Below are 10,595 nucleotides of genomic sequence, written 5' to 3' on the forward strand. Positions count from 1 at the left end.
GCGGGGCGACGACGGCCCGGTTCGGCAGCTGACGAGGCCCACTTCCGCCACTCGTCTCAGCAGATGAAGAGTCGGCCCCGGAGAATTGCCGAACTCTAACCTCTGGCCACAGGCTCCGAAAAGCGCAGCCCCCGTCGACTTTTGCCGAGAAAGGTTAGCCTACGCTCGCTAATTTCCGTTTGACCTCGCCGCGTCGACTGTCAGGATGGAGTCAACCGCGTTCTGAACATCCAGGGCTCATGGCAGGGCACTTCAGCGTCGCGGGAAGGAGGCGCCGTGCCCAGATACAGGAACCTCGAACCCACTGCGGAGTTCTGGTCGTGGCGGGACGATGCCGCCTGCATCGATCTCGAAGACCTGTTCTACAGCGCAGAGGACGAATCGAAGGGCGAACGCCGTCGCAAGGAGGAGAGGGCCAAGGCCGTCTGTCAGGGCTGCCCGGTGTTCGACCCCTGTCGGCAGTTCGCCATGGAATCGAAGGAACTCTACGGGGTCTGGGGTGGGACGACCGAGTCCGAACGGCACGCCATGGCGGGCCGACACCGGACCGGCTGACACCGGCCGACCCCGCGGAGGTCAGAGATTCTCCCGCGGGGTCGCCTCATGACCCGTGGTGCCCGCGGACCGGTTCCGCTCCTTGAGTTCGGCCTCGTAGACGTGGCGACGCCCGTCGGTGACCTCGTCCCGGACGGCCTTGCTGACCTCTCGGGCAGTGGTCCAGAACCCGTCGTCGAACTCCTCGACCATCTGGAACGTCCACCGCCCGTGGAGGACGTTCACCCCGACCATCTCGGTCCGGATCAGCTCCGCGAGCTCGGTCCGGCCGACCGCCTCCAGCTGATCCGCGGCCTGCTGGTAGAGGATGTCCGCGCGCCCGATCAGCTGGTGCAGGTCATAGAGGTGCCCCCGGGCCCGCTCCACGTACTCCAGTGCCTCGGTGGCGGTGCCTGCGGCCTCCACCTCGGCGTCGGTCGCGCCGGGTGGTCGCCGATGCGTCTCGTCGACGCTCGGCGTCCGGTCGCCGGAGGTAGCTCCCTCGTCCGGCCGGTCGTCCGCCACCGTCAGACCGTGCGGGTCAGGCGCCGGAGCTGATTCGGGTCGGTCCGGTGCTTGAGAGCGGTGACCAGGCCCGACCGGGGGCCCGCGTGATCGTCGTAGGTCCGCGGCTCACCCTCGAACATGCGCTCCGACCTGGTTTCCGGCGCGTCGTCCGTGGTGGCCTTGAGGAAGCGGTCGGGCAGCGAGAGCTTGGCGATCGTGCGCCACGACTGCCAGTACTGCTTGTACAGCGGACCCGTCGTATACGGCAGATCCCAGCGACGGCAGACGTCCTGGACCTTCTCCGAGATCTCGCCGTACCGGTTGGACGGGATGGTGGGGAAGAGGTGGTGCTCGATCTGGTACGAGAGGTTGCCCGACATGAAGTGGGTGAGCTGGCTTCCGGTGAAGTTGGCGGAGCCGAGCATCTGACGCAGGTACCACTGCGCCTGGGTCTCCTCGGAGAGGTCCTCCAGGGTGAACTTGTCCGCACCGTCCGGGAAGTGCCCGCAGAAGATCACGGCGTTGGACCACAGGTTCCGGATGACGTTGGCGGTGGCGTTGGCGGCCATCGTCGACTTCCAGTTGGGGCCCGACAGGAGCGGGAACCACACGTAGTCCTTGCCCACCTGACGGCGGGCCTTGCGCAGGAACTGCCCGATGCGCCGCTTCTGCTCGGCCCGGCCGGACGAGTTGATGGTGCCCGGCGCGATCTCGAGGTGCTGGACCCCCACGCCCCACTGGAAGGTGAACGCCAGGATGGTGTTCCACACCAGGTTCAGCGAGTACGCCGGGTTCCACGGCTGGTCACGCGTCACACGGACCACGCCGTACCCGACGTCGTCATCCATCCCGATGATGTTGGTGTACGTGTGGTGGTGATGGTTGTGAGTGGCCTTCCAGTGCTCGGAGGTGCCCACGATGTCCCACTCCCAGGTGGTGGAGTGGATGACCGGGTCGTTCATCCAGTCCCACTGCCCGTGCATCACGTTGTGGCCGAGCTCCATGTTCTCGATGATCTTGCCCGCGGCCAGCATCCCGGTCCCCACCAGCCACGCCGGGCGGTACCCGGAGAAGAGGAGGACCGCCCGGCCACCGGCCACCAGTCCGCGCTGGAGACGGATCGTGTTCTGCACGTACCGGCGGTCGGATTCGCCGAGCGAGTCCACGACTTCCTGGCGGATCGCGTCGAGTTCCTCACCGATCGCCTCGACGTCCTCGGCGGAGAGATGGGCGTATTCCTTCACGTCTGATATCGCCATGGGTTGACGGTACGGAGGGTCGGTGAGGTTGTCGACCGGAAAGGTCCAATCGGCGAGTCGATCCTCGATGAATCCTCAGCCGCCTATGATCCCTCCCATGGCACTCGTCGAGATCTCAGGCGTGAACAAGCACTTCGGTGACTTCCAGGCGCTCAAGGACATCACCATGTCCATCGATCAGGGCGAGGTCATCGTCGTGATCGGCCCCTCGGGCTCGGGCAAGTCGACGCTGTGCAGGGCGATCAACAGGCTCGAGACCTTCGAGTCGGGCTCGATCACCATCGACGGCAAGGAGCTGCCCGAGGAGGGCAAGGCGCTCGCCAAGCTCCGTGCGGACGTCGGCATGGTCTTCCAGTCGTTCAACCTGTTCGCGCACAAGACGATCCTCGAGAACGTCACCCTCGGCCCCATCAAGGTGCGCAAACAGTCCAAGGCCGTCGCGGAGAAGCGGGCGATGGAACTGCTGGAGCGGGTGGGTGTCGAGCACCAGGCGTCCAAGTACCCGGCCCAGCTCTCGGGTGGTCAACAGCAGCGTGTCGCCATCGCGCGGTCCCTCGCGATGGACCCCAAGGTCATGCTCTTCGACGAGCCCACCTCCGCCCTGGACCCGGAGATGATCAACGAGGTCCTCGACGTGATGACCGGGCTGGCGAGGTCCGGGATGACCATGGTCGTGGTCACCCACGAGATGGGATTCGCGCGCAAGGCCGCCGACCGCGTCATCTTCATGGCCGACGGGGAACTGGTCGAACAGGCCACCCCTGAGGATTTCTTCACCAACCCGCAGAGCGCCCGTGCCAAGGACTTCCTGTCCAAGATCCTGACCAACTGAGTCGGCTCGGGTCCGCTCACCACCCCCGAACCGGGCCCCCGTTCCAGAATCACCTCCCCCAGATCTCGACCCACCCATTTCACGAGGAGAACACATGAACTTCCGACGGATCGGATCGGCCGCAGCGGCGGTCACCCTGGCTCTCGGCCTGACCGCGTGCGGGAACGATGACGGGGGCGAGAACCAGCTCCGGATCGGCATCAAGTTCGACCAACCGGGCCTGGGGCTGAAGGTGGGCAACGACTACAACGGGCTCGACGTCGACGTGGCCACCTACGTGGCCGAGAAGCTCGGCACCCCCGCCGAGGACATCGAGTGGGTCCAGGCACCGAGCGCGCAGCGCGAGACCCTCCTCGAGACCGGGCAGGTGGACATGATCGTGGCCACGTACTCGATCACCGACTCCCGCAAGGAGAAGGTCGACTTCGCCGGACCGTACTTCATCGCCGGCCAGGACCTCCTGGTCCGTGCGGACGACGACAGCATCACCGGGCCGGAGTCGCTCGACGGCAAGCGTCTGTGCTCGGTCTCCGGGTCGACCTCGGCGCAGAACGTCCAGGAGGAGGTCCCGGGGGTCAACCTCCAGGAGTTCGGCACCTATTCCGAGTGCGTCTCGGCACTGGTCTCCAACGCGGTCGACGCACTCACCACGGATGACACGATCCTCGCGGGTTACGCCGCGCAGGACCAGTACCAGGGTCAGCTCAAGGTGGTCGGATCCCCCTTCTCCGAGGAGCTCTACGGGATCGGTATCCAGAAGGGCGACACGGAGAAGTGCGAGCAGATCAACGAGGCCATCCGCGAGATGATCTCCGACGGCAGCTGGGACACCGCCGTGGAGGAGAACCTCGGTCCGGCCGGTTTCGAGCCGGGCGAGGGCAACCCGCCCAACCCGGACGCCTGCGCCTGATCTGACCTGACAAACACCTCCGCACCTCATGACGGAAGGTGGACCATGGGCGATATCTTCGCCGACTATGACGTCTTCGGGGCGGTGTGGGTCACCATTCAGCTCTCGCTCCTCGGGACGGCGGGCGCGTTGGTGCTGGGGACGATCATCGCGATCCTGCGGGTCTCCCCGGTGGCCGTCCTCCGCGGACTCGGCACCTCCTACGTCAACATCTTCCGGAACCTGCCGCTGACGCTGCTGATGGTGTTCAGCATCCTCGGCCTGTCCTTCATCCTCCAGTTGTCCGTCTCGGACGACTTCGCCCGCAACGCCTTCTGGTGGGCCGCGATCATGCTCGCCGTCTACCACGCGGCGTACGTCTGTGAAGCCCTGCGCTCCGGCGTCAACACGGTCCCGGTGGGGCAGGCCGAGGCGGCCCGGTCCATCGGGCTCGGGTTCGGGCAGTCCCTGCGCGAGGTGATCCTCCCGCAGGCGTTCCGTGGGTCCATCGCCCCCCTCGGCTCGGTCATCATCGCGCTCATCAAGAACTCGACGGTCGCCGCGGTCATCGGCGTGGGCGACTCGGCGGGGCTGCTCCAGGTGATCACGGAGAACGAGGGGGCGAGCCTGCCGACGTTCTTCTTCTTCGCCATGGTGTTCGTGATCCTCACCCTCCCGATCGGGCTCGGGACCACCTCCCTCTCACGGAAGCTGTCGGTGAAGCGATGAGCACCCAGGCTGTCCTGTTCGACGCCCCGGGCCCCAAGGCCCGACTCCGCCACAAGCTCTTCACGGTCATCGGTGCGCTGATCGCCGTCGGCATCGCCTACGTCGTGTACATCCAGTTCGAGGCGGCCGGCCAGCTGCAGGCGTTCATGTGGGAGCCGTTCGTCACCGACCCGCAGGTGTGGACCTCCTACCTGATCCCCGGTCTCAAGGGGACATTCACCGCGGCGGCCATCTCGATCGTGCTCGCGGTGATCTTCGGGCTTCTCTTCGGCATGGGCCGGCTCTCCCCGTTCGCCCCGCTGCGGTGGTTCTGCAGCGTGATCGTGGAGTTCTTCCGCTCGGTCCCGGTGCTACTGATGATGGTGTTCGCCTACTTCGGGTACTTCGCCACCTCGAACATCGTTCCCAACCAGCACGCGCCGCTGGCCGCGGTGGTCACCGCGCTCACCCTCTACAACGGGGCCGTCATCGCGGAACTCGTCCGCTCGGGAGTCCACGGATTGCCCTCGGGGCAGACCGAGGCGGGACTCGCGGTGGGGCTCACCCCCGGGCAGGTGCTGCGCTCGATCCAGCTCCCCCAGGCACTCACGGCCATGCTCCCGGCCCTCGTCGGCCAACTCGTCGTCGTCCTCAAGGACTCCGCACTGGGGTACGGCATCACCTACCTGGAGCTGCTCAACTGGTCCAAGACCCTCGGCTCCGCCTACGCCAACACCGTTCCCGCGTACATCGTGGCCGGCATCCTCTTCGTGATCATCAACTACACGCTCACCAAGCTCGCCGTCTACCTCGAGGGGCGTCTGAAGAAGCGCCGCGCCAGGGCCTGACACCCCCGAGCGGGCGGGCGGGCATCTGCTCCCGCGCCTGTACACCTGCGGGGCAGGCGCCCGTCTCGATGAACACCGGCCTGCGCAGTTGCGCACGCGAGAGTTCAGGGACACGAGCGGCTGCGGTCCGCGGATGTGAACAGTGAGGGACGGGCGCGGCGTGGCCGTACGCCGGGCCCTGGATACGCACGACGGCCCCGCCGGAATCCGATCCGGCGGGGCCGTCGTGTACCCGGGGCGACCCGGGGTCAGCGCACTGAGGGGTCAGCGCACTGAGGTGTCAGCCCACTGCGGTGTCAGCTCACTTCGGTGGCATCCGGATGCCACCGTCGACGCGCACGGTCTGCGCGTTCATGTACGGGTTGGTGAGCAGCTCCATGACCATCGACGCCAGCTCGTCGCCCGAGCCGAGACGCTTGGGGAACAGGACGCTCTCGCCCAGCTTGGCCTTGAACGCCTCCGAGTCGGGGCCCTCGCCGTAGATCGGGGTGTCGATGAGGCCGGGGGCGACGGTGTTGAGGCGGATCCCGGCGGCCGACAGGTCACGGGCCACGGGCAGGGTCAGGCCCACGATGCCGCCCTTGGACGCGGAGTACGCGGCCTGGCCGATCTGCCCGTCGAACGCGGCGACGGAGGCCATGTTGACGATCGCGCCCTTCTGGCCGTCCTCGTCGGCCTCGCCGCGGGACATGGCCGTGGCGGCCAGTCGGAGCATGTCGAACGAGCCGACGAGGTTGATGTCGATGACCTTGCGGAACGAGTCGATGTCGAAGGCCGAGGCGAACTCGCCGTCCCGGCCGATCGTGCGCTGCGCCCAGCCGATGCCGGCCGAGTTGACCAGGTATCGCAGCGGGCCCAGCTCGAGCGCGGCCTCCACGGCCTTGATGTTGTCCTCGGTCTTGGTCACGTCGACGGCCACGAACACGCCGCCGACCTCGCCTGCGAGGGCCTCACCCTTCTCGGCGTTGAGGTCGGCGACGACCACCTTCGCACCCTGCGCGGCGAGCTGACGGACGACGGCGGCGCCGATTCCCGACGCACCGCCCGTGACGATTGCACTTGCTCCGGAGATATCCATGGCTGAACCGTAACAAGCGGAGGTGATCGATACGGGTGTCACGGGGCGGTCAGCCGGAAATCACCCGGCCGATCCGTCGACCACCACGTCCCAGCGGATGCCGAACCGATCCCGGACCTGACCGTAGTGGTCGCCCCAGGGAGCCACCTCGAACGGCATCGCCAGCTCGCCCCCGTCGTCGGCCACGGTGGCGATGAAGGTGCGGGCCTCGTCGGTGGTGTCGAAGGCGAGCAGGAACGAGTAGACGTCACTGGCGAGCCGGGGCAGGTCCTCGCCCATGGCGTCGCCGCCGGTGAGGGTGATGCCCGGGGCCTCCAGCGTCGCGTGGGCGACCGACCCGGACGGCGGGGTGAACGGGATTCCCTCCATCGGCGGCATCTGGTCGTAGGTCATCAGGTCGAGTCGGCCACCGAAGAGGTCGCGGTAGTACGGGAACGCCTCGGAGGCGTTACCCGGGAAGGAGATGTAGGGGCTGGACTGCATGGCCATCGCGGATCCTCTCGCCTGCGCGCCCCGGCCCGTGCCTGAGGCGTTCTCCGCATGATCGACGCTAGACCGGTCGCCGGCCGCAGTCACGAGAAATATCGCCCTCCGCCGACCGGGGTGAGCGTGTGCGCAAGGTGGGCGGCGGTGTCCGTCAACCGGGGTCGCGGCCCGCCACCGCGAGCAGCCCGGCACGCGCGTCCGCATCGGGTCCCACGGATCGCGCCGGGGCCAGCACCCCGAAGGTGCGCATGAGCTCCACCACGTCCCGCCCGTTCTCGAGCACCCAGCCGGCGAGCGTCTCGGCCTCGTCGGACTCCCATGATTCTCCGCGCAGGTCGTGGGCGTGCACGAGGAGTTCGAAGACCCGCAGCGCCAGCAGGTCCCGGACGGGGATCTCCGCGAGCCGGTGGGCGACCAGCTCATCGGCGTCGGGGGCCGAGGCCAGCCGGTCACGAAGCCCGGCGGAGGTACGGGACAGCGCACCCACGGGGTCGTCGCCGGCATGGTCCGCTGTCCGGGTCCAACCGATCTCGGACTCCGGCAGGCGCGGGAAATAGGCCGCGTACCGCAGACCGCCTCCGAGGACGTGGTTGGCGCAGTCCCGGCGACTCCATCCGGGGCACGACCCGCAGTCGCCGTCGAGCCCGTCGGCGAGCGCCCGCCCGAACAGCTCGGTGGCGGCGTCGAGGACGGCCAGGTGGTCGTGGGGCAGCGGGTTCTCGGTCACGGGGGCTCCTCCGGAATGTCCGGACCCCACAGTAGGTTGATCGTGTCGTCGTGAACAGCACGTCGTGATCAGTCCGGTGGGGGTGCCCTCACGGGGCGCGCCCGCCCATCCCACAGACCCGCCCATCACAGAGAGAGGAACCCTCGCCACCATGAGCCCGCAGACCTCCGGCGCAGCCGAGACCCGGGAGTTCCAGGCAGAGACCCGGCAGCTGCTGGATCTGATGATCCACTCGATCTACTCCAACCCGGACACCTTCCTCCGAGAGGTCATCTCCAACTCCTCCGACGCCCTGGACAAGCTGCGACTGGCCGCTCTCCAGGATTCCTCGCTGGGGGTCGACACCTCGGACCTGCACATCGAGTTGATCCCCGACGAGCAGGCACGGACGCTGACGATCCGCGACAACGGCATCGGGATGTCCCGCGACGAGGTGGTCGACCTCATCGGCACGCTCGCCAAGTCGGGCACCGGTCAGATGCGCGAGGCCCTCGCCGCGGCCCGCGCGGCTCAGGAGTCGGGCGAGGCCAGTGAGCAGGTCACCGCGGACCTCATCGGCCAGTTCGGCATCGGCTTCTACTCCACGTTCATGGTCGCCGACGCGGTCACGTTGGTCACGCGCAAGGCCGGCGAGGCCACGGGTACGCGCTGGACCTCGGGCGGCGAGGGCACCTACACGATCGAGGAGGCACCGGACGCCCCGCAGGGCACCTCGGTGATCCTGCAGCTCAAGCCGGCCGGTGGGGACGCGGCGCTGCCCGACTACGCCGCGGAGTCCACGCTGCGCCGGGTCGTGCGCACCTACTCGGACTTCATCGCCTGGCCGATCCGGATGGAGGTCGAGAGGCCGGCACCGGAGCCGACGGGGGACGACGACGAGGGGAACGACCCCGCCGCGGAGAACACCCTCACCGAGACCGTGACCCTCAACTCCCAGAAGGCGCTGTGGACGCGGCCCCGCTCCGAGGTGACCGACGAGGAGTACTCGGAGTTCTACCGTCACGTCTCCCACGCCTGGGACGAGCCGCTGGAGACCATCACCCTCAAGGCCGAGGGGACGTTCGAGTACCAGGCGCTGCTCTTCCTGCCCACGCAGGTGCCGTTCGACCTCTTCTCCCCGGATACCAAGCGCGGCGTCCAGCTCTACGTCCGCAGAGTCTTCATCATGGACGACTGCGAGGAGCTGGTGCCGCCGTTCCTGCGCTTCGTCAAGGGCATCGTCGACGCCCAGGACCTCTCGCTCAACGTCTCGCGCGAGATCCTGCAGCAGGACCGCCAGATCCGAGCGATCCGCAAGCGCCTGGTCAAGCGGGTCCTGCAGACGATCGAGCAGATCAGGACCGACCGTCCGGAGGAGTTCCGCTCGTTCTGGAAGAACTTCGGAGCGGTTCTCAAGGAGGGCCTGATCTCCGACGTCGACGCCCGGGAGCAGCTCCTCGCCGTGAGCACCTTCGCGTCCACTCGTGCAGCCTCCGACGAGGCCACCGGGGGCGACGACGACGAGGTGGGCACCACCATCGCCGAGTACGTCTCCCGCATGGCCGAGGGGCAGGAGGAGATCTACTACCTCACCGGCACGTCCCGCGCGGCGGTGGAGAACTCCCCGCACCTGGAGGCCTTCCGGGCGCGGGGCGTCGAGGTGTTGGTGCTCACCGACCCGGTCGACGAGGTGTGGGTGGACGCGGTCGGCGAGGTCGACGGCAGACGCCTGCGCTCGGTGGCCAAGGGCGACGTGGACCTGTCCGGTATCGGCTCCCCGGTCGAGGAGGAGAAGGGCCAGGCGGATTCCGCGGAGTTCACCGGCCTGCTCGAGTGGCTGGGCGAGGAGCTGTCCGACGAGGTCAAGCAGGTGCGGTTGTCGCAGCGGCTCACCGAGTCCGCGGCCTGCATGGTGGGCGACGAGTTCGACATGACCCCGCAGCTCGAGGCGATGTACCGGGCCTCGGGCATGGAGCTGCCCGCGAGCAAGAGGATCCTGGAGCTCAACCCCTCGCATCCGCTGGTCGAGCGGCTGCGCTCTCAGTACTCCGAGGATCCGTCGGCCCCGGGCCTCGCCGACACGGCGCGGTTGCTCTCGGGCGCGGCCGTCCTGGCCGAGGGGGGCACGCTCGCCGACCCCGCCGCCTTCGCCAAGCTGCTGGTCGACCGGATCTGACGCCGGACGTCCCCTCGCCGCCCCGCGGGCACCCGTTCCCGGCCCGCGGGGCGGTGGCGCTCGGTGCGCAGTCCTCAGTTCGCGGTCGAGCGGGCAGGTGGGGCGGCGATCCCGCCTCCGCCCCAGTAGCCGCAGGGTACCCCGATCAGCACGCCCAGTGCGGTCTCGACCGGGGTGTGGTGGCTGATCCGGACCCGTGCCCACGCCACGGGTGGCACCAGAACGAGCAGCCGCCAGTATCCGGGCGAGATCTGACGGGCCAGCACCGAGACGACACCGGCGAGCACGGCGGTGTGGAACGAGACCTTGACCCGGATGGTGGCGGCGCCGGCCACGCCCAGCGCCACGAGAGCCGCCCGGGTCATCCGCTGCAGTGCGACGGGCGCCCCGCGGCGACGTTGGGCCACCATCAGGGTGGCCACCGACGCGGCGATTCCGGCGATCACCAGAGGGCGGTCCTCCCTGCGGGTGACGTGGTGATCGGACAGGGCCTTGCGTCGCACCCGCCAGGCGATCGCCGCCTGGGGTAACACCCCCAGTCCGGCTGCGGTCGCCGCCCCCCAGCCGGTCGA

12 protein-coding genes are annotated in these 10,595 nt (G+C 68.3%); 6 read left to right on the forward strand and 6 right to left on the reverse strand.

Translation table 11 applies throughout. The annotated features are described in order from the left end of the window. The first annotated feature begins 276 nt into the window (after positions 1–276). Positions 277–555, forward strand: coding sequence for a WhiB family transcriptional regulator (locus tag G6017_RS12550; RefSeq protein ID WP_179523730.1), 279 nt, complete (start codon positions 277–279; stop codon positions 553–555). Positions 556–576: 21 nt separating this feature from the next. On the opposite strand, the gene G6017_RS12555 is transcribed toward G6017_RS12550, so the two are convergent. Continuing rightward, complete coding sequence (locus G6017_RS12555) at positions 577–1,059, reverse strand: hypothetical protein (RefSeq protein ID WP_182611092.1); 483 nt, start codon at positions 1,057–1,059, stop codon at positions 577–579. A gap of 2 nt (positions 1,060–1,061) precedes the next feature. Next, positions 1,062–2,300: a fatty acid desaturase family protein gene (locus G6017_RS12560; protein ID WP_182611091.1), complete on the reverse strand. Its 1,239-nt coding sequence runs from the start codon at positions 2,298–2,300 to the stop codon at positions 1,062–1,064. Positions 2,301–2,397: 97 nt separating this feature from the next. On the opposite strand from G6017_RS12560, the gene G6017_RS12565 reads away from it, so the two are divergent. From G6017_RS12565 to G6017_RS12580, 4 genes are all read left to right on the forward strand, one after another. After that, entirely contained in the window at positions 2,398–3,132 is a 735-nt protein-coding gene (locus tag G6017_RS12565; RefSeq protein WP_095718777.1) for an amino acid ABC transporter ATP-binding protein, read from the forward strand. A 94-nt stretch (positions 3,133–3,226) separates the two neighbouring features. Next, complete coding sequence (locus tag G6017_RS12570) at positions 3,227–4,042, forward strand: glutamate ABC transporter substrate-binding protein (RefSeq protein ID WP_182617648.1); 816 nt, start codon at positions 3,227–3,229, stop codon at positions 4,040–4,042. Positions 4,043–4,087: 45 nt separating this feature from the next. Next, entirely contained in the window at positions 4,088–4,750 is a 663-nt protein-coding gene (locus tag G6017_RS12575; protein ID WP_182617649.1) for an amino acid ABC transporter permease, read from the forward strand. Further along, positions 4,747–5,577 (forward strand): amino acid ABC transporter permease, encoded by an 831-nt coding sequence (locus G6017_RS12580; protein WP_182617651.1) that lies wholly within the window; start codon positions 4,747–4,749, stop codon positions 5,575–5,577. The genes G6017_RS12575 and G6017_RS12580 overlap by 4 nt, the downstream gene beginning before the upstream one ends. A 301-nt stretch (positions 5,578–5,878) precedes the next feature. Here the strand turns inward: G6017_RS12580 and G6017_RS12585 are convergent, their stop codons facing one another. From G6017_RS12585 to G6017_RS12595, 3 genes are all read right to left on the reverse strand, one after another. Continuing rightward, positions 5,879–6,655, reverse strand: coding sequence for an SDR family NAD(P)-dependent oxidoreductase (locus G6017_RS12585; protein ID WP_179523724.1), 777 nt, complete (start codon positions 6,653–6,655; stop codon positions 5,879–5,881). Between the two features lie 60 nt (positions 6,656–6,715). After that, a complete protein-coding gene (locus G6017_RS12590) occupies positions 6,716–7,138 on the reverse strand; it encodes a VOC family protein (RefSeq protein WP_347237999.1) in 423 nt (140 codons plus the stop codon). Positions 7,139–7,292: 154 nt separating this feature from the next. Then, positions 7,293–7,868, reverse strand: coding sequence for a maleylpyruvate isomerase N-terminal domain-containing protein (locus G6017_RS12595; protein ID WP_182617653.1), 576 nt, complete (start codon positions 7,866–7,868; stop codon positions 7,293–7,295). 151 nt (positions 7,869–8,019) lie between these two features. Between G6017_RS12595 and htpG the strand changes: the two genes are divergently transcribed. After that, complete coding sequence (htpG, locus tag G6017_RS12600) at positions 8,020–10,023, forward strand: molecular chaperone HtpG (protein ID WP_179523721.1); 2,004 nt, start codon at positions 8,020–8,022, stop codon at positions 10,021–10,023. Between the two features lie 74 nt (positions 10,024–10,097). Here the strand turns inward: htpG and G6017_RS12605 are convergent. After that, a partial coding sequence (locus G6017_RS12605) for a hypothetical protein (RefSeq protein WP_182617655.1) occupies positions 10,098–10,595 on the reverse strand: 498 nt, incomplete at its 5' end.

This window comes from Dietzia sp. B44, assembly GCF_014145245.1.
Lineage (GTDB): Bacteria > Actinomycetota > Actinomycetes > Mycobacteriales > Mycobacteriaceae > Dietzia > Dietzia natronolimnaea.

Excerpts from the sequence above, each read along its gene's own strand:
- G6017_RS12560 (WP_182611091.1), bottom strand. The coding sequence starts at position 2,300 with ATGGCGATATCAGACGTGAAGGAATACGCCCATCTCTCCGCCGAGGAC.
- G6017_RS12565 (WP_095718777.1), top strand. The coding sequence starts at position 2,398 with ATGGCACTCGTCGAGATCTCAGGCGTGAACAAGCACTTCGGTGACTTC.
- G6017_RS12570 (WP_182617648.1), top strand. The coding sequence starts at position 3,227 with ATGAACTTCCGACGGATCGGATCGGCCGCAGCGGCGGTCACCCTGGCT.
- G6017_RS12575 (WP_182617649.1), top strand. The coding sequence starts at position 4,088 with ATGGGCGATATCTTCGCCGACTATGACGTCTTCGGGGCGGTGTGGGTC.
- G6017_RS12580 (WP_182617651.1), top strand. The coding sequence starts at position 4,747 with ATGAGCACCCAGGCTGTCCTGTTCGACGCCCCGGGCCCCAAGGCCCGA.
- G6017_RS12585 (WP_179523724.1), bottom strand. The coding sequence starts at position 6,655 with ATGGATATCTCCGGAGCAAGTGCAATCGTCACGGGCGGTGCGTCGGGA.
- G6017_RS12590 (WP_347237999.1), bottom strand. The coding sequence starts at position 7,138 with ATGCAGTCCAGCCCCTACATCTCCTTCCCGGGTAACGCCTCCGAGGCG.
- htpG (WP_179523721.1), top strand. The coding sequence starts at position 8,020 with ATGAGCCCGCAGACCTCCGGCGCAGCCGAGACCCGGGAGTTCCAGGCA.